This is a genomic window from Burkholderia sp. WP9 (assembly GCF_900104795.1).
In the GTDB taxonomy this organism is placed as follows: Bacteria; Pseudomonadota; Gammaproteobacteria; order Burkholderiales; family Burkholderiaceae; genus Paraburkholderia.
Genome location: NZ_FNTG01000001.1, coordinates 749,724 through 776,272, shown reverse-complemented (window position 1 = coordinate 776,272; position 26,549 = coordinate 749,724). Strand labels below are relative to the sequence as shown.

Here is a 26,549-nt window from a genome sequence, read left to right as displayed (position 1 = left end):
CGAACCGGGCTTTGGAATCAAAATCAGGGGGTCAGTGCTTTGCGGCCTTCGCGCGCTCCGCTGCTGCAAACATGGCCTGCCACTGTGTGCGCATCGCGGCGCGACGTGCTGCCAAAATGGCTGCCGTGCGTCGGATGCCACCGGCGGTAATCAGACCCAGCAGTGCTGCGAAACCACCGAAGGACGCGCCGATGATGCCGCCGATTTGGTACGTAACGAGCATCGCGCACAGGGTCACTATCGCCGTCGGTGCTGCTTTTAAGAAGCCCTGACGATGGAGTGTGATGACTTCTCGCGTTGTGTGCTGCATGGCCACGATGACGAGAACCAGAATCGCGACTTTCGCTGCCAACGGCAGTGCTGCCAGATTTGCTGCTTGCATGTCTTGCCTCTCCGGGGATGCCCTTATGTGCCCCGCCCTTCGGCGGAGCGACCGAAGGGCGGTTGGTTATCGATGCCGTCGCACCGACGTAGCCCTGTCGGCAGCTACGTACTAAGTCTAGCAAGCAGACTTTTGCCGACGAGTTGCTTCCGCGGCAGAAGATATTTTTATGGTTGCGCCCCCGTCACCAGCAGGAATCCACGAATCACGGATAAACGAAAGCCCCGCGCGTGGCGGGGCGTATTGACAGCAAGACGCGGTTAGCGGCTTTCGCGCTCGAGCTGCTTATAGAATTCCGCATTGCCATTGCCGAAGGTCTCCGGAAACAGCAGCCCAAACATTAGTGTGCAGAAGCCCAGAACGATGAGCAGGTCACGGTTTTCGATTACGATTTGTAGCATGGCATGCGGCAGCACAGTAGTGATAATTTATATAGTACTACTGTTTTATTTGCCTGACAATTCTCTGCTCCATAGACTTCGCGAACGGCTGAGGCGCGCCTGTCGACCGCGACCGAAGAAAAGCGGCCGCTGCATCGGCCGCCAAACAAGCACCCAGGACTGCATGTCGAACGGAATGGATTCGCCGGATGCAGCCGGGAATTATCTTATATAGCGCCGCAACCAGCGCCATGCCAACTGGGGTTGCCTCATTACTTACCAAACGACATTATGTTCGTTGGCGCGACCGGTCCAACTCCCGAAAGGCCAGCAATCTTAGATGCTTACCTATCGTGCGGTAGCTGCCTCTTCCAAGTTCGAGCCTCACATTCCTCAACCCCATCCGACGGCGCTGCTTTCGCAACGCAACGCACGCACGCACCACATCCGCCGGCGTAATACCCTCACGACCCATTTTGAATGACCTCACGAATTGGCCCAGCCGCCACGACCGAACTCATCTCGTGTAGTCACCCGTCGGAATTTGGTAACAAAAACTGCGTGCAAATCCTGCGCCGCTAAGCCATCCTGCGACCGTCAGCTAAACGACGGAGGTCATTCGGAATATGGAAACAGCCTGCCTTGACACCAACTCTCCCGGCATTCGAACGGTTCTGCATATGTCACCAGCAGTCATGGCGGCAGCAATCGTGTCGGCACAAACGTGCGGACTTAGCCTGCGTGAGTGGCTCGACCGCGCTGTCGCCAATCTCATCGCCGACGACCATCCGGAAGGCGCGGCGCCGTGGTCAGTTCAGGCAGCCGACCTGTTCGCAAATGTGGCCAGCTGTTCGCCCGAGCTGCTGCACGACCGGTGGGCGCTGCTTTACGAGCAGGTGCAACTGGAGCGAGAGCTGTGGCATCAACCGGCGCCGACGGCCGGAGAAATGGAAGACGGCGAGGTGCCGCCGGGGGCTCCATATATAGTGCCCGCGCGGTTGCGGAAGGCGTGGCCGAGACTGGTGGCAGGGGTATTTTGCCTTTGAACTCGACTGCCTTATGGGCAAACAGCCACATACCCCCGTGACAGTTCTTCGAGCGCAATGCCCTTCCCGGTTTCTCACCAACGACCAACTGAGCGGGCATCCGCTTCGCGTTGTTCGGCCGCAATATTGGCAACCAACGACGCTTTGAAGGATTTCACCCAATGTCTCACCGGCTTCAATCGATAGTTGTCGAACTCATCAAGTATCGCGATAAGGTTTTGCCAAAATGGGGTCCTCGGCCCCCATGAAACACCTGACATCAGGTTGCTGGTAACCGAAGCGAGTACTTCGGCGTTCCGGCCGAACTCCTCTATAAAAAGACGACCGAACCTCGTCCATTGAAGCGCATCGCCGTTCGCCTCGACGAGACGAACCATTCGAGCCGCCCTTTCAGCGGCGCCGGCATTCTCGCGAAGCCAGTTCTCCAGGACGCCTTCATCAAGACTGGCGAGCGGAAACGCCTCGTCTGTTGCACTGCCCCGCATTCCGCGACCAAGAAACCTGCTCAGGTTCCATGCCTGCATCGCGTCTTCCCCGAGTAACGCGGATGCGAAAACAGGCCATGCCGTTTCTGCATGAGAACGCAGTAAAGTAGTTGCCACGACTTCGGGCAAATCGAATGCGGATACTCCCTCAGCCGCCGAGGACACAAGTTGCCGGGACAGAAAGAGAGCGAACTCCTCGTCGTTGTCCTCCAGTAGTTTCAACACGGTTTGTTCCCACGTGTGGATGTCACGGCTTCGGCGCTCTTTGGCAAGCTTCAGGTGCCCGCTTAGGAGAAGCGTTCGCATGGCCTCACGAAGCCCTGGCCACATGGTTTCTACCCGCCCGAAGAACGACATGTAGCCAATTTCCAAGGCCACCCATGCGGCTTCGTCACTCAAACCGCCGAGTGCGACTATCAACTGCGATATATCACTTGCCGATAGATGTTGCAATGAACGGCCAAAAGCGAGTCGCTGCAATGAGGATGCATCTACCTCACCATCCTTAACCAACCGGACCAGCCTCATCAGGGTATTTAAGTTCGGCGATACGCTACTGAGGATATCCACCGCGTACCGCTGAATGTCATGGTCTGAAAGGAACTGCTCCACCATCCATTCCGTCCACGAACGGTCCACATCTGAGGTCGCCTGCGCAAACCCACAGAGCAAGCTAATATTTGTCGTGGTGTCGTTTGCCTCCTTCAGTATTCGCAGCACAAACTCTAGGAATGCATTGCGCTCACACTTTGCCAATATGGGAGCCAAATACGTTCCAAACGCAAAACCGAGTCGCTGCTCGCCGTGGAAGAGACCGTCGAGATATGGCATCCAATTGGCAAAGTCGCTCGCACACAGTTCGGCCAGTTCACGGACTTTGCGTTGCGTGGGGCCCGTTTGATTCTCCGTCGTGTCCGTAAGCTCTGAAGTAACGTCTGACCATGCGGGATGGCTAACGTACAGCAGTAGCTGCCCGGGAATGTCATTGTTAGCAGGTACCAGGTCTGCTATCCATGAGTTAAGCATGGCAATGCGGGCAGCCTCTGCTTCTGCAACGTCATACCGCAACGCGTCTCGTACGGAGTCAATTCCCGCCTCCCAAGGGCGAACGCCCCAGTCCTTCACCATACTAATAATCGCCCCTGCCAGGCCATCCGAGCCAGCTCGAACGAAACCTCGTATGTGACTAGCAAAGACAGGGAGTGCCAGCTCTTTAGTGCAGCGGCCATTCGCAACCGATGCTGAGATACTGGCGAGCACACGTCGCCAGTAGCTGCAAACTTCGTCAAACGATGTGGGTTCGTAATCAACTAAAGGTGGACCGCTGCCCTGGTCTTCCGCCCCACCCGTTCGAGTCAGGTATTCGCCGCGCAAGGCGCGGTCCGCAGCAGATAGCGCGAGCTCTATAGTCAAAGGCTCGTCCGATGCGAAGAGCTCCTCCAGAAGAATCGCGCGCTCTTCCAGCGTCGCCTCCGTTCCCGGCAAAGCGACCTGAAAAGTTTGCACAAGAGTTCCGGTCGCATTATTCGAGAAGCTTTCGTTTTCGGCGAGCGCGAGCCTTAGTAAGGTATCCGCCGCGAGCGAATAAGTTTCTCGATGGAAAATGAGTTTGGTGAGTGCCCAGACCCATTCGCGGCGCGGGGCACGGTCCTCTCGCAACATTTCGAGCGAGGATGCCTCTATGATGTCATGGAGGCTACGGCAAGCACTCTCGGGGTTGACTTCGGCCAATGCGCGGAAAATGCGAGCGCCCCGGACGCTATAGAGCACTTCCGCTTGCCCAAAAGGGGCTGCTGCTTCGCAAAGCTTTGCGGTGACCTCCCTCGCCTCGGGCAGCGTGTTCAGCATGCGAAGTCGCTCGCAAAGAGCATCGACCATCGTCTCCGGAATGGCGTTAAATATCTCTAGCGCTCTTTTGGGTAATACGCCCTGCCACCAGTTTCGGCACAATCGCAACGCGAGTGGATGAGGCCTTACGCGAATGAACCGGCCCGTCTGCTCGATAATACCGCGCTGAACAAAGCCTTGAACATATCGATAAAACCCATCGGCTTCTACCTTCGATATCTCGACGACTGACGCTGCCTCGCCGGTCTCGCCATCATGGAAATCCACGCTCTCAAATATGGAGCACGCCTCGATAGCCCGTAATGCTTCGTCATTCGGGGCACCCTCCACTCCCCACAGAAACCTTAGCAACTCGTCTGGCCTAACGAGCACATCATCGAGGCCTTGGCGCTTGGAATATGCGTCACAGAGCAGATAGACAAAAAATATGAAGCCACCTGACAGGTGGGCAATCTTGTTCGCATCGGAATCCTGCATTCCTGCTGTGTGCGCCTTGGCGACCTCGGCAAGCTCAGGTTCGGAACACGGCCTCAGGATTAGCTGCGTGGTATCTCTCAATTCCTCAGACGGGTTTGAGAAGATTGTCAGCATGCTGAGCTTTGAAGTCGGCGCCAAAATCTCGTTCTGGAGCGTTCGGTGAATGTCAGGACGGCAATTGTCGACTACCAAGATACCTGACCGCCCATGCCTGACCCACTCGAACACGTGCTTCGTCAATTCCGTCTGCGCGTATTCCGCGTCATAGTAGACAATCTTCGGCGCCAATCCCGGCCCGTCGTCGTACGGTCCGAGGGCCTCTAGCGCCAGCCGTGTCTTCCCCAAGCCGGGCAGGCCGTTCAGCCGAATTGCATTTCGAGGTACAGCAAGCGTCCTTCGAAGCGCTCCAATGAAATCGTCGGAGGTACGTGTTGAATGATACGGCCATTGCCGGGCTACGGTCGAATTCCATTCGGTCCATGTCTTTAAGCCCGGGAGCAAAGTGAATCCGGTAACGGCCTGCACGTATACGATAGCTGGCAGGTAAGCGTTTGCCCATCTCGCTATGTCCTCCGAACTCCAGACGAACAAGCGAGCCGTCGGCGCATTCGGATGCCCGAGTTCCACCAACTTCGCTCGCATGGCCGCAATACGGTCTCTCTTCTGCCTCTCGTTAGCTGTGTCAGTCGTGAATAAGACATATAGCGCACCGTCTGCAAGCGACGCAGCCACTAACGGTTTCAACGTGCCACTCGTCGTCACGAGTTCGGCCGCACATTTTGCGGGTCCCATCGCTTCCGCCTTGCACTGAAACACGACATGCGCCGCCGGGAGAAAGCGAGTCATTGGTAGCTCGCCCTCCCATCGGATGGACGCGTCAACGCCGCCATCTCCTGTGCGTATGTTCAAACCTACTTCGATATTGTTGACAGGGATTGCATGAGCCTCTGCTTCAAGAATTAGAAGCCGGTTGAGCAGGCTCGTAAGTTGTCCATCGGTCAGGCGGCCGACTTGCTCCGAACTAATCTCAAAGATATGCATTTGGTTTTCTTATACCCACTGTCAGCTAGATGAATAATGATGAGATGTCGTCTGAAGAACAATGGCCGCGGCTCCTCCGCCGGGGCTACAAGGTCCAGAGCGCCCCCCGTTTGCGATTCAAGGTACCGCTGGCGTACCTTCTGAGCGCGCACGTAAAGCCTCATAAAGCTGAGCAGGTCCCAAGAGAATTTCTGTCAGGCCTTCCTGCACGCGCACCGAACCAAGTGCCTGCGTACTCATTGCGCTATGTGCCTCGAACGCGTCCATGATTGCATGTACAAGCGCTTGCCGAAGGTCGGGAGAGTTGGCAAATTGCTCCTTGCTGTTACTCATCGCTTGCTGCATGAGCGTGTCATTTTCCAGCAGTTTTCCCTTCAGCACGCCGTTGACATAGACGAGTTGGTCGCCGTCCGACAGTTCACCCTCGAACAGACCGTTAACTTTCTGGATTATTTGTTCCAATAGCGCTTTTTCCTTTTCCTGCACGGCTCCACTACCGACGGCGTCCATTGGCGGCAACTTCGGAGTTTCACCCTGACCGAGGCTCAATGTTTGCCGGCCGATGTTTTTCAGGTTGTGGTGCGTCAACACGACCTTCGACAGGTCGACCGTATCGCGTTCGCGGCCGAATTCCAGCAATGGGAGCAGGCGCTTGTAGAACAGAAAGCGCTTTTCAATATCCGTGTTGCCGTAGTCGAAGATTTGCGACAGGAACGCATAGAGACGCGTGAACGCGCCCATGTCGTTCTTGAATAGCACCAGCGCGTCCAGCGTGTCTTTGGCGGTCTGTGCAGCCTTGTGGTCATGCTGCGCTTCCGCCGTTATCTTGTCTTGCTGCGCAGCCTTGTACCGTTTGAGGAGCCTGTCTGCGACGGGCGCAATCGCTGCGCTCAGTTGCGCCTGCGTCCCCTGCGGGCCCATCTCAACCTTTGCCACGCGGTCGACCTCAAAGTCGTCATAGTGGCCGCTGGCGTCAAGCTTGGCGCGCAGGTCGAAGACGTGGTTTGGGTCGGTGGTGGCTTCGAGCTGGGCGGTCTCGTGGTAGGTCTTGAACGCCTTCAGAACCTCGGCGGCATCGTTGACAAAATCGAGGATGTAGGTCGTATCCTTGCCGGGGTGGGCGCGGTTCAGACGAGACAGCGTTTGCACCGCCTGGATACCCCCGAGCATCTTGTCCACGTACATTCCGCACAGCAAGGGCTGGTCGAAACCGGTCTGAAATTTGTTGGCCACCAGCAGCAGGTGATAGTTCGGCTCGGCAAATGCGTCGCGGATATCACGCCCCTTCAGGCCCGGATTCAGTTCCTTACTGGTTTCCGTAACGGGCGTCGGAAAGCTCTCCGCGTCGTCGATTTCCCCGGAGAACGCCACCAGTACCCCAAGCGGGTAGTTCTGCTTTTCGATGTACGCGCGAATCGCCTTTTGCCAGCGCACGGCCTCTTTGCGACTGCCGACGACGACCATTGCCTTCGCCTTGCCCTCAAGCAGTGGCTGCACGTTTTCGCGGTAGTGCTCGACGACGATGCGCACCTTCTGCGAGATGTTGTACGGATGCAGGCGGACCCATTGCATGATGCCTTTCATCGCCGCACTGCGTTCAACCTCCTTCTCGTCGTATTCCTGGCCGTTGTTGGCAAGCCGGAACGCGAGCTTGTAGGTGGTGTAGTTTTTCAGCACGTCGAGGATGAAACCCTCTTCGATGGCCTGGCGCATGCCGTAAACATGGAACGGCTGCGGCAGACCGTCAGCACCGGGGCGACCGAACAGCTCCAGCGTCTTCTGCTTGGGCGTCGCGGTAAATGCCACGTAAGTCAGCCCTTCGCGGCCGGTGCGTGCGCCCATCTGCGCGGCAAGCAGCACTTCGGTGTCGATTTCGCCGCCGTCCTGCAACTCCGCCCATTCCTCGGCCGACAGCAACTGTTTGAGCTTGGCCGCTGCCTCACCGGTCTGTGAACTGTGCGCCTCGTCGGCAATGACCGCAAAGCGTTTGCCTTCCGTTGCCGCAAGTTCTTGCACTGCCTGCAAGGCAAACGGGAAGGTCTGGATGGTGCAGACGATGATTTTCTTGCCGTCCTTCAGCGCCTGCGACAACTGTGCGCTCTTGCTGCCATGTTCGTTCGTGATGGTTGCGACCACGCCGGTGGTGCGCTCGAAATCGAAGATGGCTTCCCGTAACTGCGCATCCAGCACGTTGCGGTCCGACACCACCAGGACGCTGTCGAACATCTTTTTGTGTTCGTCATTATGGAGGTCCGCGAGAAAGTGCGCGGTCCAGGCAATCGAGTTGGTCTTGCCTGACCCGGCCGAGTGCTGAATCAGGTAGCGCTGGCCGGAACCCTGGGTCAGTACGTCCGCCACCAGCTCGCGGGTGACGTCGAGTTGGTGATAGCGCGGGAAGATAACATTCTTGGGCTGCTTCTTGTCATCACGTTTGCCGATGAGATACCGGCCCAGAATCTCGAGCCAGCTATCGCGCGCCCAAACCTCTTCCCACAGGTAGGCCGTGGCGAAGCCATCGGGATTCGGCACGTTACCGGCCGCACCCTGATTGCCCCGGTTGAACGGCAGAAAGACTGTGGACAGGCCCGCAAGCCGCGTGCACATCATAACTTCGCCCTGGCTCACCGCGAAATGCACCAGCGCACCACCGGGAAAACTCAACAACGGTTCAACGAGCCCGCCCTTCGGATGCGGATTGCGGTCGAAGCGGTATTGATTCACCGCATCCTGAACACTCTGGGTGAAATCAGACTTCAGCTCCGCCGTTGCGACGGGGATGCCGTTAACGAACAACACTAGGTCCACTGCGTCCTGCGGATTGTTCGGCGAATGACGTACCTGCCGGACCACGCGAAGACGGTTGGCCGCATAGTGCTGCTGGATGACAGGATTGATGGCAAGCGCCGGTTTGAACTGCACCAGCGACAGAGGCTTTACCAGCCCAAGCATTTCGACGCCACGCCGCAACACGTCGAGCGTGCCACGCTCGTTCATGCTCTTGCGGACCCGCTCGGCCACCCGCTCGCACACGGCCGTACCATGGGTCTTGGTCAGGCGCTGCCAAGTGTCGGGCTGGGTGGTCTCAATCCATGCCAGCAGGTCGGGCAGGAAAAGCGCGTTGCTCCGGTCGTACTGCGCCGCATCGCCTTCGGCATAGAGCCACCCGTGGGCTGCTAAGTGAGCGCAGATTTCGCCCTCGAAGTGGACTTCCTGGTGCAGCGACATCAGGCCCCCCGTGCTTCACGCGTTAGTTGCTGTGGGTCCCAGACCCGGTCTGCCAACTGGCGATAGAGCCGCTGGCGAGCCTCCATCTCCTCCTTGCGGAACTGGGGCAAGGCCTCGAAAAGCAGACTGTGCTCCCGGATATAAGCCAAGAACCCCGGATGTCGCTCGTAGCATTGCTCGTGCAGCGAGCGGGCCAGCAGGTTCTGACTCACGTAGTGTTGCCGCTTCTCGGCGTATGGCAGGTCGCTGTAGCTGGCATTGAAGGTCTTGGGCAGCAGCAGAAGGCCACCGAATCGGTTGCGCCATTCGGCGAACTCCGCCGGCGAGGCACACTCGTCAGCGTGACGTTCGGGATGGTCCGCCCATATATGCTCGATTTCGAAGCGGCCACGACCCTCTACCAAGAAATCGCTTGTCTGGCTGCGTACGCCAGAGGCCGCCTCCAGGAAGGCTGTCATGCGCGCAAGCAGCACTTTGATATAACGCATCGACCATTGGTTGAGCCCGAACCCGGCGAAGCCGTTACGCTTGCGGTCGCTAGTACCGTCGAAGTCGCACCCCTGTTCTTCGAGCCTTGCCAGAAGGACACTCACCAATTCACCCAGACCTTTGCCGCGAATGTCGCGCAGGATGAGGAACACAGCGTACGACATAGCCCCATAAGTCATGCTCAGGTAGTTCACCGCACGGCGCGCGAGCAGGATGTCTAGGAAGGTGGCCACGGCGCGCACCTTGCGTATCACCATCTCAGGCGAATCGGTCACGCGCAGCGGCGCCAATAGCAACGGGTACTGCAGGCTAAAGTTGAAGCAGGCGACGTGGTACACAGGCTCCAAGCCCTCCTCGGGCTTGAGCGAGGCCTTGCGGATGCGTTCGTACTGGCGCGTGTAGAAAACGAAGTCTTCGCACAGGAAGCGGACATAGTCCGCGCTGTTGTGCAGCCCGAGCGCCTCGGCATGCTCGCCCACCCAGCGATGAAACTCGGTACCGATGCGCTCGAAGTCCTTATTCTCTGCCCCACTCTTGCGTTCGCGCACGCTGTTTGCATAGCAGGCACGCAGCCAAGCTTTCACTGCGTCTGTGTCCTCGTCTTTCCCGAGCTTACGGAGCGCCTCCACCCGTTCGCGCCAAAGCCTCGCCGCCTCGTTGCGCTGGCTAACATCGCTTATGTTGGCCAGCAAATAGCCCTTAAGCATGTCCAGCGGCGAGAGCGACAGGCCCCGGTCATTCATCGTCTCGAAAATAGTATATGCATCCTCGTCGGAGGCGGCACGAATCTCGATGAGGTACACCTTCTCGCTCAGCCAGTCGCAGAAGTAGGGCAATGCTTCGTCATCGAGGTCTTCGCCGAGTTCGTCGAACAGTTCCTCTAGGTCGGCGTAGCGCGCGACGATGGTCTGCACCGACTCTGACGCCTCGCTGGTGTCGGGAACCTCGCCATTGAACAGCGCCATCATGATGGCACGGCGGTCTTCAACTGCGATGTTGAATGCGCGTTCGCCGAAGCGCTCCGAGTAAATCAGGTCTTCCAGGTGCACGCGGTCCGGACGCTCGCCTTGACGGCGGTGTAGCAGCAAAAGCAGCAGAGTTAGCGTAGTCAGGCGTTGCTGACCATCCACAATGAACAGTTGCCCGTCCCGTTCACTAAGGATGATTGAGCCTAGAAAATAGTTGCCGTACTGCGCGACCGCGCCACGTGCATTGCCAGCGCGGTGCGACTGCAGGAACTGGCCGGTCAGGTCATCAATGAGTTCCTTGGCCTGCTTGCGCTGCCACCGATATTCGCGCTGATAGTAGTCGATGCCGTAGCGCTTGCCCTTGAGAACCTCGCTGACTGTGCGGGCTTTGCCATCGATGGTCTTCATGCGGCGAGTTCCTCACCTTTGTTGGCAGACGATGCCACTGCACCGCGCACGTCGATTTTGCCGGTGACGGCGGCGGCAATCAGGGCGTTACGGTGCTCCTTGAGCAGTTCGATGGCGCGTTGGGCCTCGACTTTGAGCTTGTCAAGCTTCGCGGTTTCCGCATCAAGAAAATCGACGATGCATGTTTGTTCGGTTCGTGGTGGAAGAACAATCAATGCTTCCCGCACATTCTCCAAACTTAAACCTTGCTTCAGCCCGTATTGCGATAGTTCAAATTGCGTTTGGCCAATCGCACTTTTTAGCGACGTCCCCAGAAATAATGGCAGCACTTCGGGGCTTGGGCGTATAAGACACAAATGCTGATTCACATACGCAGGTTCTGGAACGCGTGCGCATACCGCAACGTTTCCAGTCTTCGCCCCAGTAATGCAAACGACAACATCACCATCGGCCAGCCGAGTTCGCTCGGCCTCGGCGTCAAGGCCGACACTTACGCGTTTTGTACTCGCGAATTCAACGCCCAAGACATCATTTAGGTCACCGCTTTGGACGAAAATACTTCCTTCGTTGCTGATGCGCTCCGACCAACCACGCGGTCCGCTAGTTGTGAAGACGCTGACTGACTTCACACGCCGAATTTCCCAATGTGCCGGCACTTCCCCAAGCCACGCCACGCCGGTCTCCTTCGTGGGCGCATCGGGGTTGAGGCCACGAGTCACGGCGCGCGCTATGGTGGATTGGCGCTTTTCTGCCAGCAGGGTGAGAAGTTGTTCCTGCCCAGCAATCAGTGCATCAATCTTGCCAGTCTCGCGTTCGAGGAAGGCGGCGATATCGGTTTGTTCCTCCAGTGGTGGGCACGCAATCAAATGGGCGTTGAGCGCGCTCTTCGTCATGCTTGGGAGCGCAGTGTTCGTTGAGTAGTAGTTGAATGGAATTGTGAGCGCGGTATAGTAAGCAAATTTCCCGCAGGCACCGGGTTGGATTTTTGACCAGTACATCGTGTCGACGGTCCAAAACTTGCCCGTGACATATAGTGGTTTGTCAATTGTCCCTTTGCGACCAAGCAGTACGGCTTCGCCGTCATACAGATAGTCTGATGCAAAGGCAAACGGACCTCCGGAACCGATGACTGGAAACCCCTCTGCCTGTTCAACGGCTTTGTGGTCTGCTCCGTTTTGAATGTCTACAAGGCGCTTGAATGGCGAGATACTCCAATGCGACGGTACCTCGCCAAGCCATTCGACCCCACTGTTCGTGTATTGCGGATAAGTCGACACGCTCATTCCGCCAGCTCCTCAAGCATCTTCATGATGTTGGCCGACACCGTCTTCAGTTCCTCATCAATCGTGTGCAGGTCGCGCGGCGGCTCGAATACGTAGAAGTGGCGGTTGAACGAAATTTCGTAGCCGACCTTGCTCTTCTCTTCATCAATCCAGGCGTCCGGCGCGTGTGGCAGAACTTCCCTTTCGAAGTAGGTAGCGATGTCCTCGGAGAGCGGCACATTCTCGGTATCACGTAACGCGCTGTCCGGTTGCGGCTTGCCTTTCTGCTTACCCTTCATGCCGAGCATGACGTTCCCACCGTCGTCGCGCAGCGGCCGCTCAACAGTAATGGCGGTGTAGCCGAAGTCTTCGTTCTTGAATATCCGCGAAATCGGTACCGATTTCACCTTTCCGCCCGTTGGCACTTCCGGAACATGCCCGCCTGCAGGCGCGACCCAGCGGGAGAGCTCTTTGCCGTCGGCGTCGAACACGGTTGCCAGTTCGGCCTCTACGAAATCTCCGAAGAGCCGGGTGACCGTCGCAATCTGCTCGTCCGACATCTCCTTTCGCTTGCTGCCCAAGCTCTTGCGCATCTTTTGCCAAAAGCTAGACGCGTCGATAAGCTGCACGCGACCCTTTCGATTCTGCGGTTTTTTATTCGACAGAATCCACACGTAGGTCGCGATGCCTGTGTTGTAAAACATGTCGGTCGGCAGCCCAATGATTGCTTCCAGTAGGTCGTTCTCCAACACGTAGCGGCGGATTTCGGATTCGCCCGACCCGGCTCCGCCAGTGAAGAGCGGTGAACCGTTCAGCACGATGCCGAAGCGACTGCCACCATCCTGCGCCGGACGCATCTTTGAAAGCAGGTGCATCAGAAAAAGCATCGAGCCGTCGGACACGCGCGGAAGACCTGGCCCGAAGCGGCCATCGAAGCCCTTTTCCTCATGCTCCTTGCGAACAGCTTTCTCGACCTTCTTCCATTCGACGCCAAACGGTGGATTGGACAGCATGTAGTCAAATTTCCGGCCACCATGACCGTCGTCCGAGAGCGTGTTGCCGACGATAATATTGGCGACATCCTGCCCTTTGATGAGCATGTCCGCCTTACAGATGGCGTACGACTCGTCATTCAGCTCCTGTCCGAACATGGTGAGCCGCGCGGCCGGATTGTGTTCAAGCAGATACTCGCCCGCCACTGACAGCATTCCGCCCGTACCGGCTGTCGGGTCATAGATGGTCCGCACCACGGCGTTGCCGGGAGCCAGGACATCGTCGTCCTCAATGAACAACAGGTTGACCATCAGGCGGATAACCTCCCGCGGGGTGAAGTGCTCCCCGGCGGTCTCGTTCGAGATTTCCGCAAATTTACGAATGAGCTCCTCGAACACCAACCCCATCTGGGCGTTGTCGACGGCGGACGGATGCAGGTCGATATTCGCGAATTTCTCAGTGACCAGGTAAAGCAGATTGGCCTTCGCCAGTCGCTCCACCTGCGTGTAGAAATCGAAGCGCTCGAAAATGTCGCGTGCGGCAGGGGAAAACGCTTGGATATATGCGTAAAGGTTCTGCCGGATATGGTCCTGGTCGCCGAGCAGCTTGACGAGGTCAAGCGGTGATGTGTTGTAGAACGACTGCCCGGCTTTTCGGGTGAGGAAGGGGTCCGGATTCAGCCCGGCTTTGGTCTTGGCATCAAATTCAGCAAGTACCACCGCCTTGGTCGGCTCCAGTACGCAATCGAGACGGCGCAGCACGGTGAACGGCAGGATGACGCGTCCGTACTCCGACTGCTTGTAATCCCCACGTAGCAAGTCAGCTACGGACCAGATGAAGGATGAGAGGGCTTGCTGGTTCATTTTTTCGGAGCCTATACCCGCTGCAAGTTGCTTGTATGCCGGCCGCCCGACGGGGACGGTGCTTTTGGCGTTGCCGTAACTATCGGCACAGAACGTCGGAGATTTTACATCTCGACCTGGTAAATTGAAGGCAGATATTCACCCTCCGCGAAAACGTCCCTGCGCGCGGGTATAAGTGTGCAGCCGGCGCCATTTGGATATTCAACGCGCCGCAGGTACTGTGTTTCTGGGGGAAGTAGTGTTTAGTCAAGACCAAGCCCGCCGTCCGCGACCATTCCGCCTCGGGCCAGCTTCAGGGACACGATACTTTCGTGGCCTCGTCGTAGGACGGCGCGATGTACCCTCAATGCGGCCGGTACGTATGCAGCCTCGCTTTGCCGCCTACAGGTAGAATTGCCGGCAGAATCCGCTGTTACAAAACTATTCTGGGGGCAGTTGTGGATATCGTCGAAAACGCATCCGGCGACGCATCGGTTAAAAAGCCGGGCAGGATTGAGCCTGGAATGCTCGCATTCCGTAAGCCGGGCTCCGAACGGTGGCTGCCACTGGACGAGCGAGCGCTGAAGTCGTGTCGTATCGAAGCAGGAGGAGCTCTGAGCGCCGAGGAACAGGAAGCTCTGAGCAAAAACCGAACACAGCTCGCCGATGCATTGACGAGCGGACTGCAGATGCCCAATCCCATTGTCCTCGCCGGAAGTGGCACCTCCCTCAAGGGGGGTGTAAATGGCCCCAGCATGGGCGACCTGTGGGTTGCAACTATGTGCAAGCAAAGCGGCCAACAAGTTGAACTGACCGCGGAAGCCAATGCTATCTGCGAAAAGGTGGGTTTTGCTTTTGACAACGCGAACATTGAGCATTTCTTATCGCGCTGTGACGCCTACCTCAGCATTTACGATGACGAGCAGGTTAGCAATTTTATAGTGCGCTGCAAGGCCACTATACTAGGGATGTGTTCGGAGTTTGTCGAAAAGGCGAATCTGAGTGGTCACGAAGTTTTCCTGCAAAAAATTGCTCGCAGAAGAACTAGAGATGCGCGTCTAAAAATTTTCACAACCAACTACGACCTCTGTTTCGAAGTGGCAGCGTCGAATCTAGGAATGATGGTTGTTGATGGGTTCTCTTACGGACGTCATCGAAGATTTGACCCTAGCTATTTTCAATACGACTTTGTCCGACGCAGTGACGAATCACAGGAATTTCTAGAAGGTGTGATTCATCTTGCTAAGCTGCATGGCTCGGTCAGTTGGGAACGAGATTCAAAGGGTGACGTGCATGAAAAGCCTGCGCCCGACCCGGCGCATGCGTGCTTAATTTATCCGACCAAGGGCAAGTACCAGCAGGCCTTCGTCCAGCCTCATCTCGAACTTCTGTCAAGATTCCTCGACAGCCTGAGGAAGCCAAACACCTGCGTCGTAATTTCTGGTTTCGGATTCAACGATGACCATCTATCTGAACCGCTCGTCTCAGCCATCAAGAGTAACCCCAGTCTGAAAGTATTCGTCGCTGACTTTTGCGCGGTTGACCACACCGACAGCGACTACATGCGCGAAAACTATTGGCACGAGCTGTCCGACCTCGCCAAGAAGGGTCTGCCCGTCTACTTCATCAATGCCTCGTTCCAAGATTTTGCGGGACTCATTCCCGACCTGAAAGCGCTCACGCCGGCCGAACAGATGGCTAACGCTGTACGACGAGTTCGAGGCTGAGTATGACTAGGGCGTACGACCAACTATGTTCAACCGGGCTGCTTTGGCCGAACCTGCACCTAGGCGTTGTAGTTTCCGTCTCGGCACAAGGTGTTAAGCTAAACCTCAGCAACGCGGGTGATACGAGCGGAGCTTACTTCGGAGCGTCGCGTTACGGCCGAGGCGAGGTCGGAGAACTCGTACTCATTGAGGGGCAACAAAGGATTCTGTTGGGTAGGGTCATGGAAGTCCGTCTTCCGGAGCGTGACCGCAGCGAGGTGACCCAGGACTACTCGGGGGCACGCGGCTTGGACGCCGTCGGACACATCCAACTACTTGGTTCGATACGTCCTCACGACCTTCGGGTCGAATCTGGCGTCGACGCATACCCTCGACTGGGAGACCGGGCATACTCGGCTCCAGGAGAATTCATATCGCTATTGCCGGAACTGACCAGCAGAAATCCTGGCGTTCAGAGCCGCGTGCTTCTGGAGTTGGGCACCTCGACCTCGGATGGTGAGCATCCCGTCCGCGTCACTCCGGAAGTGCTGTTCGGACGACACTGTGCGGTTCTTGGTGCGACTGGTGGAGGAAAGAGTTGGACGACCGCACGCCTACTCGAAGAGTGTCTGCGATACGACTCGAAAGTCATTCTTCTGGACGCTACGGGCGAATATCGAGATATAGCAGATGCAAACGCCGCTCACATCCACCTAGGCAGTCCGCGAATAACAAGCGTTGGTTCATCCCCCGTGTGGCTGCCGGCGGAGAATTTCACGGAGTCAGACTTCCTTGCGCTATTCGAGCCGTCAGGGAAAGTACAGGGACCTAAGCTCAAAGAGGCGATTCGTAGTCTTCGGCTTGCCAAGCTCGAGCCTCGGATGTTCCCCAAGGGCTTTATCGAGAAAATTGGTCAAGCAAAGGCTAGCTATGGCACCGCGCTCTCGGCTGGCGCAAACGCTGAAAAACTGGATGACCCGCGACAGCCGTTCGACGTGCGCCTCCTGCCCGAACAATTGGAACAGGAATGCGTCTATCCAGAAGCCTTCGGCAGGGGGCCCGGCGTGAAGGACCCGACTAGGTGGGGCGGAGAAAGTGGCGAGTTCTCGTTTTGCATTCCTTTAACCACGCGAATTCGTGCCGTGTTAGGTTCACCGTCCCTGTCATGTGTCTTCAATAGAAAACGCGCGACGTCATCGGTGCTCGACGAGATTGAGTCGTTTCTTAGGGGGCCGTCACGCCTCTTGCGCATCGATTTAAGTGATGTCGGCTTTGAATTTTACGCGCGCGAGGTCGTCGCGAACGCCATTGGCCGTCAGATTCTCGGCCTTGCTCGCAGCGGCGCTTTCTACCGGAAACCGGCTGTTGCTTTCGTCGACGAGGCTCACAATTTTCTTGGAAAGAGGGTCGGTTCTGACGATTTCGCTGCAAAGCTTGATGCTTTCGAGCTTGTCGCAAAAGAGGGGCGAAAGTATGGGTTGAATATCTGCCTTGCGACGCAGCGGCCACGCGATATTACCGAGGGAGTCCTTAGCCAGATGGGCACGCTCATTGTTCATCGGCTAACTAACGACCGTGACCGGGAGGTTGTGGAACGTGCGTGCGGTGAAATTGACAAGTCGTCGTCTGCGTTCTTGCCTAGCCTGAAACAGGGAGAGGCAGTGCTTATCGGTGTCGACTTCCCAATCCCAATCACGATTCAGGTAGCTCCACCTACCGCAAAACCAAAGTCGGACGGCGGCCAGTTTCAAAACGCTTGGTAACGGGTCAACGAAATTGACACGGCACTTCGCCGCGGTTCGGCGCCGATTTTCGCGCCGCGCGGCTACGAAGCGTCAACGGAAGTGCTGGAAACTGAGTCCGACCGAATTTCGGCGTGTGGGTCAAATTCGTGTCTGCGACAACATGTCGATGGCCGCAGCGTCTCTCGATAGCGTCGGCCACCGACGTGCATCGGCTCCCCTTCCATGGGAAACTTACGGATTCAACGAGTTCGGCACGGTTCATCGTTGCCGCCGGGCCAGCGTCTAGAACGGGATGTCATCATCACTTGGTGCCGAGGCTCTTGCCTGCATCGCGACCGGTTCTGCACTACCGACCCCTGCTCCACTAAGCGCTTGCTCGAGAGCCATCTCGACCGCATCAATGCGCTCCTTGCAGACCTTATATGCGGCAACCGACTCCGTAACGATAGTCAGCAGGTCGTCGATGTTTGGCTCCTGTTGATTACGCAGAGTTTCGGCGTGCTTTTGCAGCACCCCGTACGCTTGCTTGAAAGATTTCTCACTCATCTGTTCGCAATCCTTATTTGACCTTGACGGCTACACGCCCGTTCCTGAACTCGATTTCCAGCCCATCACCTGATTTTGCATCGGTTGCAGACGTAACAGGCTTACCCTGCTCACCTCGCACAATTGCAAAACCGCGCCCCAACGTTTTCTCAGGTCCCTGCCCAGCCACTTCACGAAAAAGCGCCGTCGCGGCCGTTAGCGCGCCAACAACTATTTGTCGTGCCGACAGCGAGACATCCTGCAGGCCTTGCTCAACCGATTCCCGGCTTCTACGAACATCCAACGATGTACGGTCATGAATTGCCTCAAGCCGGGTCGTCGCGAGTGCTCGCGCCGTTCTCACAACATTGCTGGCCTCCGCTCTTATTTCGGAGAACATGCCTGGCACCTCGCGCTTTGCCATCGCCAGCAACTGATGGGCGTCATGCCGAACATCCATCACCAGTTTTCTGGCATCGTGTTTTGCGTTATGCACCGTCATGGTTGCCTCGAGTTGAAGCTCACCCATCAATTCGGACGCGGTCTGTCTCGCAGTGGCAATCTGCTTTAAAGCACCGGCCTGCATGGCTGTGAAGTCCTTATCGAGCAGACCTTTTGTGGCGTTTGCAACTCTTGTTACCTGCGTAGCCAACAGTTCGAAATTTGCTTTGGCTTCGTCAACTCGTTTTTTGATAACCTGCTCTATGCCCGCAGCTACCTTACTGGGCGTGTCGAACCGGATATTTGCCACCTCATCGAGAATAGTGCTGTCACGCTCATGGCCCACCCCGGTCACGACAGGAATTTTCAGACTGCAGATGCACTTGGCCAACTCATAATCGTTCAGCCAAGCCAGGTCATTGACGGCTCCCCCGCCCCGGATGATAGCCACAGCATCAGGACGTGGATTATCAGGGTCGTTCCAGCTCTTCAGAGCATCTAGAAGTGCAGCGCGTATTTCCAGAGCGGCCCCTTCGCCCTGGAAGCGACTAAAGGCGTAGACAAACCGACAGATGCCGAAGTGCTCAAGGCGATTGGCTTCGGCCTGGAAGTCACCCAGCCCAGCAGCCCCCTTCGGAGCAACGACAAGAACAGCGTTGAAATCCCACGGCACTGGCAGCTTTTTGTTGGCGTCGAAAATTCCTTCTTGCTGAAGGCGCGTTCGAATTTCCCTTTTTCTGGCCTCGAGGTCGCCCAGCGTGTACTCTGGGTCGATGGCATCAATCTCGATACTGAAGCCGTACTGCGGCTTAAAGACCGGCTTTGCCCTAACCAGAAGTTTAATGCCGGAAGCGATGCTGGCACCTGTGGCTCGTTCGAACTCAGGGAGAATTTTGTTGGCGACATTGGCCCAGATGGTCGCTCTGGCTGATGCTAATACACTGCCCTCAGGCGTGCGCTCAGAAAGCTCAAGATAGACGTGGCCGTTTTTGGTTCGGGCCTCAACAACTTCCACGATGGTCCAGACGCCGGACTTGAATGCCTGAGCAACCGCTTGTGCGACGCCGGCGAGTAGCTGTGAAAGCGTGACGCCCTTCTTCGGAAACGCGACCTCCCGACCAGCAACCTCGACGGCAGGCGTCAGCTCAGACGAAAAGACGGAAACAAGACTTGCAGACCTCAATGACGCAGGCAACCAGGCACTGAACGCCGCAACTTCCGTACCCTCGGGTACATACCACTTGCGAGCACCCGCATCCCATCTGGCGCCAAGCGCCTTGGCTTCATCTTTCTCTTTGAAAGGAACGTCTAGATATGTTGTCACAAGATTACAGACGATGCTCTATAGGTTTCGTCGAAATACGTGCCAGCTCAATCCTCAATCTTACCGCGTTCGTGCCGCCATTCCGCGAGACTAGATGCTGAGAGACAGAATCTGTTCCCCTCGACCGAAATACGGTACTTCACGTGTCACGACTGGGGCTCTGACTCCTTCGTCCTTTCCGGTTCAGCCCCAGCCACGCTCGCATCCTCTTGCTCAAGCAGCCCCAACGCTGCTGCCAAATCCCCTTCCGGCACCCGACACTCCGGGCAAAAGACGGCGATTTCCTTCTCGTCGAGTATGCGCATTGATGCCCATTATTCAACACTGTTACGATGCCCTCCAGTCTTGATGAAGCAATTCTGCGTGTTCTGCCTACCGAGCGCGACGCCGTTTCGCGGATATCCACACCGGAGGCTCGTCGCCGCTTCGAGGCTAGAGGTCGCCGCGTCGGGTACACGAAAAAGGTCCAGCGACACCGCGCCTCGCTCGAGAATGACGCGCGGGTCATCTCGACGGTAAGCGGTCGCGAACTGCTCTGGCAACGCAAACCGTGGCTGCATGGACTCCAGGAAGGCGTGGGGTTAATGAGCGCATCCGCGGCGGTGGCTTTCCACATCCTGCAGCGCTTCGCCGGAAACAAATTGCCGGATGCAGTGATAAAAGACATCGAGCCGTTGTTCAAGGCGGCAGAGGCCCGGCTTTCGCAGGAGAAGGCAGACAGCCTGCTCTATCGGTCCTGGGCCGACAAGGTAGACTCGGTCGATGGAGCATTCGCGCTGATTCGGCCGAAGCTGCGCCCGGAAGTCTTCCAGACTGTTGTGACCGCAACGTTCTTCGAGCGGGAGCTGCTTGTGCAATACGGTCCTGCTTACAAGGGAAACAGGGCGGAAGAGCCGAAGGTAAAGCCACTGTGGCCGCTGGCGCTCGTCGAGTCGGGTGGCATCATGTACATGGTGGCGCAGGACCCGGCTCACGCACCGCAGCCCGAAAAGGGAAAACCCGGATGGCTCCGCACGCTTTACCGGCTCGACCGGATTGGCTCCGCGACCGAATCGGGAAAGACTTTCGCCTACCCGCAGGACTTCAAGCTACGCACCTATATTGAAGCGGAACAAGCGTTCGATTTCCTTCCGGAAGAGCCCGCACGGCTCGAATTGGCCTTCGACGGGAACGCCGGAAACCACTTGAAAGAGACGCCGATGGCTCGGGACCAGGAAATCGAGACGCTGGCCGATGGGCGCATGAAGGTGTCGGGTACGGTGGTGCCGAGCCTCAAGCTGCGGTGGTGGCTCCGCTCGATTGGACCCGACGTGGAAATCCTGGCGCCGAAGTCGCTTCGCGAAGAGTTTGCGGAGGACTATGCCAGGCTCGCGAAACGGTATCGTTTGCCAAACGGATAACCAGAAGTTGCTTTCCTGCTGCCGACGCTCCCTCCCCGGCCTTGGCGACCGAACGAACTCATGCACGCAGGCATTAGCCGAAATGACGAACGCCAGTTACCGATTGTTCATTGATGACCTCCGCACCCCCGTGTCGACGTCGTGGGTGATAGCTCGCACGTCCGCAGAAGCAATCACCCTGCTAGAAACTCGCGGATGTCCGCGCGAGATATCTTTCGACCACGACCTTGGAGGCGACGATATAGCGATGATAGTGGTCAAGCGACTAATAGAAATGGACCTAGACGCCGACGGTCACTTCATTCCCAACGACTTTATTTTCTCCGTGCACAGTGCCAATCCGGTCGGAAAGGCGAACATCACGGGGCTGTTGCATTCGTATCTACGGCATCGGCCGCGATGAGACTGAATTCAGGACGACCACCTTGGCTGGTCAGAAACCAGCCTTGCAACGGAGCGACTTCGGCAAATGGCCTTCTTACGCAGTCTGAGACGGATAGACGCGACACATGGATAATCAGGTGACGTACACCCGGGCGCTTAACTGGCTGCGTCAATTCGATGGACAACTGATTGCGACCAGCGCCGGCGAGGGCGTCGACTCAGCCCTACATCGCATAGAGCAAACAATCGGGAACAACCCAAAGGCGCCCGCAAATGTCCACTGTCTACCATCCGAAGCCCGATGACGCAGACAAATCCGTCGTGCAGCAGGGTCAAACATTGCCACGTTGCGCCTCCGCTTTGATAGGCAAAAGCTGACGGTGCTGCAAGCAACGATTGCCGGCGTCACACGCCGCGTCAGCTGCGCATTCACAATGAACATCCTCGACCAACCGTGATACGTGCACGTGGACTTCATGGTTCATCGGGCACCTCCAGCGACATGCTCAGCAAGCCATGCTTCCACATCGCACTCACGCCACCGCAGCAGTCGGGTACCAGGAATGTATAGACGTGGCGGCACTGCCGCGGGATTGCGGCGAAGGACCTTCTTAATGGTTTCGGGGCTGCGTCCAAGCAGCGCAGCGAGTTCATCGAGGTCAAGTAGTTTCACGGTTTTCTGGTCCCCAAAGAAACGGTTTTCCGGGACACGCGAGAGCGGTTGAGGCCAGCACGTGCTGTTACGTGCCATGAGGCGACGTGACGGAAGCGTGTAGAACGGTGCATTTATATATATCTACCGGAGTGATGACTCGAAATTGACTGACGGCGCTAGACAACAGAGGAAGGCGCTCGTCGCGACAGTCAGCGGTACGCGTGGGGACATGAAACGATGCACTGGCGACGCCTAACTAACTCAAAGGGGGGTACGGCGACCGCACGTGACTCGCCAGTCGAGATGCTCATGCGACTCAACCGGGTTCTTGAATTCGAGCAAAGGCAGCGCCCGGAGAACCGCCTCCGGTGCCGACGTCCCGGCCGTGCCAATCCCTTGGTCGTCATTGAGCTGGTGCGCGCCCGGCCCGTACGAGCCAATCAGCTTGATAAGCCACGCCTCCCAGACCAGTACGTCCTTGGCTGGCGCATTGCACACAAGCGTCGCGACAATCCGATGGCCCTTACTGCTCGCAAGGCATAGTCCGTGGTGCACGCTACGGTATACATCTGGCCTGCCGTCCAGATATCTGTCGAGCTTGCCGCGATAGTGTCGCCAGGGCCGGTCCGAGTTTGTGGCTTTTCCAACGTACTTGGCCCACGGCACGCCGTCAGCGTCGAAGGACTGGAAGAGGTACAGAAGCGTCGAGCTGGTGTCTACGCCGAGGTTTCGCGTCTCAAACACGTACGGCTCACAAGCTTTCCCTCTTAGCCATACTGGCGGAGGCGCTGGCTGATGCTTCGTCGCCGTGGTTCCTTTGCGGTTGTCCATTGCAAGGCAACTTTGCGCTGGCACTAGCCTGCTATGCGATGCAGTCTTTGACGAGAAGTCCTCTTTCGCTTTCGCGACTTCGGCATCGAGTCCTGAGAGAAGCTGTTCTTTCGTTCCGATGAAACGGCTGGTGGGCGCGTTCGTCACGGGCCATCTGACCTGTGCACTGCTTGCGAGCGGCTTGACGCGCAGAACGCGCCTCTCACCTCTACCGTCTGGGTGCGGCCAATACCAAGTTTCACAACCGTCGGTCCGGTCGGTCTTGTGAGTGAGGTCCGGCCGTTGGTCGGCCAGAAGTTGACGAATCTGCTCAAGGGTCATCGCTTACGCTGAGACAAAAACCCCTATCGTAATGCCCGATATAGCCTAATGAAAGCGCCAATAGCGAAAAAACCGTATAGATAGACCGGTTGGCACACAGCGACTGGAGGGGCCACGGCTTCACAAGCCCATCTTGCACTCACAGCCGCTCTGGTGGCTGTCTCGGCCTTCGTCTCAGCGTAGTCCAGCTGCTCCGCTTCGACCTTTCACGCGCCCATTCCTGCAGACGCTGCCGAGAGCCTCCTTCTCGTATACATCTTCCACGCAACTACAACGCCGCTCCAAGGTACGAATTGGCATCGTAAGATTTGGACGAACTCGAAATATCCTGCGTCCGATGCAGCATGGCAAACAACCTCGACTTTCGAATCCGTTCGCGTATGCCGGCATACTGTCAACCTTGCCGACTTCGCCGCCCCGACCACTGAGCACGATGTTGCGCGCCGCATGCTCGACTTCATCGCGACAAAATGAATGATTAGCCTTCAGGCCAGACTATCCCGTTTAGCGCGACCGCCGTTGCCTTCAGAGCAAGGACTTCTCCCGCGAGATTCCGACGTAGCAGGTAAGTCTGAGCATGTTTTTCGTCGTCTCGCCGAAGTTGTTTCTAGAAAGAGAGCTGCAGTCGACCGCCCTTGCACCGGGCATCAGTCTCCGTATCTTGCCCTCTTCATGATTTCGTACAAGAACTCCAATTTTCGCCTCGTGGGCTCTTCTTTGCGCAACCATCGGACTTCGATACCAGGATACCCCGCCCAGTGAACGCCGCGTGTGAAGTCCTTCCACTTATCGTTCTTCGCGGATAGCTCGATGTACTTGTTGACGAGGAGGTACTGATGGGCTCCGGCGCAGTATTTTGCCATGTCGAAGCCTTCCTTTATGAATGGATAGGCCTCTTCGTAGTTCCCTCGGCGATAGTGGTACGTGCCTAGAAGCCATGGCGTTAACCACGGGAGGGTCGTTGTAAGCCCTCTAGCCTCGAGCTGAATCCGATGGGCCTCAATCTTCGCCAAGTCAAGGTCTTGGGATTTCTGCAAATCGAGACCTGCCATCAGAAGCTCTACGAAGCCGTCCGGGAACGTCCGCTCGGGAGAAAAGAACTCGAAGTGTTCAAATTGGAAGCCAGCAAAATGTCCGAACTCCCGGCCGGCTGCGACAGCTTCTTGACTATTGATTTGACCGTCGTGGAGCGCGCGGACAATGGCAATCTGTCTATCCGCAAGCTGGTCCCAGTAATCGGACACCACATCGAACCAGACTGCCGGCCAACCTTGTTCAGGAATCTTCTCGCGGGCGATAAGCTGTTCCACATATGTCCGGATGTCTTTTGTGTCTTGAGCGAGGGGCGCCCCGGCCAATCGGATACGCTCGCAAAACTTGCGCAACGTCTCGTCTCCAAATTGCTTCTGGACAAGCGTTGAGATGTGGGTCGCCGCCCTAGCTAAGAACAGGGCGGTCCGTACGCTCGACATCTCCCTTTCGGTAAGGACAGGCAGTCCCTGCTTCGCTCGGGATGTTTCGAGCGCCTTGAACGAATCGTCGAAGTTTTTTTGGAGTGACGTCCAAGACGGGGGGTTCTGTTCGGCGAGCCACTTCTTTGCGCTATCGAGATTCTTATTCAAAAGCTCTAAATCTGAGTCGTCGGGGCAATGGAAACGCTGAATCGAGGTTCCGGCCAGTTCGTAAGCCCAGCGCATGACGCGTTCGAGAGGCCATCGCCATTTCTGTCCATCGTGAAGGGGCAGATACCAGAACGAATCGTTCGGGACGAGCAGGCCGTCCGCGGTAACATCGTATCGTTGGAGGTGCTTGGCGATTGAGACAGGAAGTCTCGTGGCGACCGCCGTCAGCATGAGGTGTTCGACAGTTTCCGCTTTCGGCACGTAGGTGCCCTCGGTTTTCAGTACGTGCCGATAGGTATCGAACAGGTCAAAAAATACGTCTCCGAAGGCAAAGAACGCGCGCGGCGGGAGTACGCCTGCGAGGAGGTAGCTGAACGTGATGAGCAATTTACCGAGATTCGGGTCGAGTTGACCGACTTCCGCAGCCAGGCGCGTCAGCGCCGTTTGTGTCGATTTTTTTCTTGTCTCGTCAAAGCTCTCGTCTCGCTCGTGTTTTCGAGGCAAGACACCAAATGCGTCAAAGGCGAACTGCAGTACTTCGCCCTGGGTGGGAAAGCCAACAACACTCATTGTAGGGACTGGTGGAATTGACGAAAAACACCCCGCTGCCGCGGGGCGATGGAGCTTACTTGTTTTTCTGGTTCGGGTTCAACTGCTTCCCCTTGTTGCCGTGCACCTTCGCATTGGTTGGGTTAGTTCCGCTCGTACCCTTATTACCGTTCAGGGCGTCCGAACGTTGGTCTCGTTGCTGCTTAGTCTGTGCCGTCATGGTGAGCTCCGTGTCTTTGAAAGGAGTTCTCATGCTAGGTATTGTCCTGTTTAACGGCCAGTGGAAGTTTGGCGACGAAGTTTTCGTGTCGAGTTGGTCCCCAGTAGCCGACCGCCGGTGGCCGGTTTCGCCGTTGCCGCGGCTTGGTCCTGCACTGAAAACCAAAACGGGCGCCCGTTGCTCTCCGTCAACCTCGCACCCTGGCCCACCCTTTTTCCTGCAGCGCCTTGAGCAGGCTGTCTTTCCCTGAATCCACCGCTTCACCGATGCTGCGCCAGCGCTTATAAACATTCGTGTCGCGCACATTGCCAGCAGGCGCAGTACCGTAATGACCCGCCTTCACTGCGGTAGTTGCAGATACGACAGCAGCACGGACCGCGTCGAGCGGGTCCGGTTGCAGCTTTGCCGTTGTCGCCAAACCCTCAAGTGCGTCACGCAGAACCTTGACCTTGCCGGCTTCGACACGGGTGTCCCCTTGAGAAGCCAATTTTGCTACTTCTGCAAGCAAGCGCAGCGCATCGTCAACGCGCCATCGCGGGTCACGTTCGCGAAATTCCTGTGCGCGGCGCTCCTCCTCGGCCACGCGGCGCGATTGCTCCACGGCCCGCCGTGCCGGCAGCACGACCTTGTTTTCAACATACTCACGCTCCTCCGGCGAAAGCTTCCCGAACAGTTCGACAGGAATATCGAGAGCTTCGGCGGGCAAACTGCCGACAAATTCCTGCGCGGCATAGCCATGCGAGTTGCCCATGGCGCCCTTGCGAACGTACTGCGAGCGGTACAGCGAGAAGCGGCCATTTCGTTTTTTTGCGTGCATTTCATGTCTCCACGAGAGTGATGGATACACGGTATAGGCACGCGTGATAAAGCGGTTGATGACACGGAGTGCGCCGGTGGCGCATCCTGCGACCAACGCGGCGGCGGCCGCGTGGGCACGCGTTCCCTCGAATATGTGCGTCACCGGGAGACGAGACGGGAGC

General features: G+C 57.1%; 19 protein-coding genes. 5 read left to right on the top strand and 14 right to left on the bottom strand.

Going from position 1 to position 26,549, the window contains the following annotated elements:
- Positions 1-31 precede the first annotated feature (31 nt).
- The 3 genes from BLW71_RS03425 to BLW71_RS42755 form a co-directional block, all read right to left on the bottom strand.
- A complete protein-coding gene (locus BLW71_RS03425) occupies positions 32-382 on the bottom strand; it encodes a hypothetical protein (protein WP_091793173.1) in 351 nt (116 codons plus the stop codon).
- A 260-nt stretch (positions 383-642) separates the two neighbouring features.
- The gene (locus BLW71_RS41540; RefSeq protein ID WP_177204967.1) at positions 643-783 is read right to left on the bottom strand and encodes a hypothetical protein; all 141 of its coding nucleotides are present in this window, start codon (positions 781-783) and stop codon (positions 643-645) included.
- 268 nt (positions 784-1,051) lie between these two features.
- Positions 1,052-1,237, bottom strand: a complete 186-nt coding sequence (locus BLW71_RS42755; RefSeq protein ID WP_091793171.1) for a DNA-binding protein — start codon at positions 1,235-1,237, stop codon at positions 1,052-1,054.
- Positions 1,238-1,457: 220 nt separating this feature from the next.
- Between BLW71_RS42755 and BLW71_RS03415 the strand changes: the two genes are divergently transcribed.
- Positions 1,458-1,808 carry a hypothetical protein gene (locus BLW71_RS03415; RefSeq protein WP_091793169.1) on the top strand — a complete coding sequence of 117 codons (351 nt, stop codon included), beginning with the start codon at positions 1,458-1,460 and terminating at the stop codon, positions 1,806-1,808.
- A 74-nt stretch (positions 1,809-1,882) separates the two neighbouring features.
- Here BLW71_RS03415 and BLW71_RS03410 read toward each other — a convergent pair whose 3' ends face one another.
- The 5 genes from BLW71_RS03410 to BLW71_RS03390 form a co-directional block, all read right to left on the bottom strand.
- A complete protein-coding gene (locus tag BLW71_RS03410) occupies positions 1,883-5,659 on the bottom strand; it encodes a hypothetical protein (protein WP_091793167.1) in 3,777 nt (1,258 codons plus the stop codon).
- Positions 5,660-5,776: 117 nt separating this feature from the next.
- A complete protein-coding gene (locus tag BLW71_RS03405; RefSeq protein WP_091793165.1) occupies positions 5,777-8,887 on the bottom strand; it encodes a type I restriction endonuclease subunit R in 3,111 nt (1,036 codons plus the stop codon).
- Positions 8,884-10,749, bottom strand: a complete 1,866-nt coding sequence (locus tag BLW71_RS03400) for a DUF262 domain-containing protein (protein ID WP_091793163.1) — start codon at positions 10,747-10,749, stop codon at positions 8,884-8,886. The genes BLW71_RS03405 and BLW71_RS03400 overlap by 4 nt, the downstream gene beginning before the upstream one ends.
- Positions 10,746-12,032 carry a restriction endonuclease subunit S gene (locus tag BLW71_RS41535; RefSeq protein WP_091793161.1) on the bottom strand — a complete coding sequence of 429 codons (1,287 nt, stop codon included), beginning with the start codon at positions 12,030-12,032 and terminating at the stop codon, positions 10,746-10,748. The genes BLW71_RS03400 and BLW71_RS41535 overlap by 4 nt, the downstream gene beginning before the upstream one ends.
- Complete coding sequence (locus BLW71_RS03390) at positions 12,029-13,867, bottom strand: type I restriction-modification system subunit M (protein ID WP_091793159.1); 1,839 nt, start codon at positions 13,865-13,867, stop codon at positions 12,029-12,031. Before BLW71_RS03390 ends, BLW71_RS41535 begins: the two co-directional genes overlap by 4 nt.
- Positions 13,868-14,304: 437 nt before the next feature.
- Between BLW71_RS03390 and BLW71_RS03385 the strand changes: the two genes are divergently transcribed.
- Positions 14,305-15,573, top strand: a complete 1,269-nt coding sequence (locus BLW71_RS03385; protein ID WP_218157112.1) for an SIR2 family protein — start codon at positions 14,305-14,307, stop codon at positions 15,571-15,573.
- A 2-nt stretch (positions 15,574-15,575) separates the two neighbouring features.
- Complete coding sequence (locus BLW71_RS03380) at positions 15,576-17,315, top strand: ATP-binding protein (RefSeq protein WP_091793155.1); 1,740 nt, start codon at positions 15,576-15,578, stop codon at positions 17,313-17,315.
- Between the two features lie 264 nt (positions 17,316-17,579).
- Here BLW71_RS03380 and xseB read toward each other — a convergent pair whose 3' ends face one another.
- Both xseB and xseA read right to left on the bottom strand, forming a co-directional pair.
- Positions 17,580-17,843: an exodeoxyribonuclease VII small subunit gene (gene xseB, locus BLW71_RS03375; RefSeq protein ID WP_091793153.1), complete on the bottom strand. Its 264-nt coding sequence runs from the start codon at positions 17,841-17,843 to the stop codon at positions 17,580-17,582.
- A gap of 13 nt (positions 17,844-17,856) precedes the next feature.
- The gene (gene xseA, locus BLW71_RS03370; protein ID WP_286161923.1) at positions 17,857-19,587 is read right to left on the bottom strand and encodes an exodeoxyribonuclease VII large subunit; all 1,731 of its coding nucleotides are present in this window, start codon (positions 19,585-19,587) and stop codon (positions 17,857-17,859) included.
- 332 nt (positions 19,588-19,919) lie between these two features.
- Between xseA and BLW71_RS03365 the strand changes: the two genes are divergently transcribed.
- Together BLW71_RS03365 and BLW71_RS42750 are read left to right on the top strand one after the other, a co-directional pair.
- Positions 19,920-20,987, top strand: coding sequence for a helix-turn-helix transcriptional regulator (locus BLW71_RS03365; RefSeq protein ID WP_091793150.1), 1,068 nt, complete (start codon positions 19,920-19,922; stop codon positions 20,985-20,987).
- Positions 20,947-21,390: a cyclic-phosphate processing receiver domain-containing protein gene (locus tag BLW71_RS42750; protein ID WP_353615882.1), complete on the top strand. Its 444-nt coding sequence runs from the start codon at positions 20,947-20,949 to the stop codon at positions 21,388-21,390. Before BLW71_RS03365 ends, BLW71_RS42750 begins: the two co-directional genes overlap by 41 nt.
- Positions 21,391-22,287: 897 nt before the next feature.
- Here the strand turns inward: BLW71_RS42750 and BLW71_RS03350 are convergent.
- From BLW71_RS03350 to BLW71_RS03335, 4 genes are all read right to left on the bottom strand, one after another.
- Positions 22,288-23,004 (bottom strand): hypothetical protein, encoded by a 717-nt coding sequence (locus BLW71_RS03350; RefSeq protein ID WP_143048289.1) that lies wholly within the window; start codon positions 23,002-23,004, stop codon positions 22,288-22,290.
- An 821-nt stretch (positions 23,005-23,825) separates the two neighbouring features.
- On the bottom strand, positions 23,826-25,370 hold the full coding sequence (locus BLW71_RS03345) for a hypothetical protein (protein ID WP_091793144.1): 1,545 nt from the start codon (positions 25,368-25,370) through the stop codon (positions 23,826-23,828).
- A 55-nt stretch (positions 25,371-25,425) separates the two neighbouring features.
- Entirely contained in the window at positions 25,426-25,569 is a 144-nt protein-coding gene (locus BLW71_RS41530; protein ID WP_091800333.1) for a hypothetical protein, read from the bottom strand.
- A 187-nt stretch (positions 25,570-25,756) separates the two neighbouring features.
- The gene (locus tag BLW71_RS03335) at positions 25,757-26,386 is read right to left on the bottom strand and encodes a hypothetical protein (RefSeq protein WP_091800330.1); all 630 of its coding nucleotides are present in this window, start codon (positions 26,384-26,386) and stop codon (positions 25,757-25,759) included.
- Between the last annotated feature and the right edge of the window lie 163 nt (positions 26,387-26,549).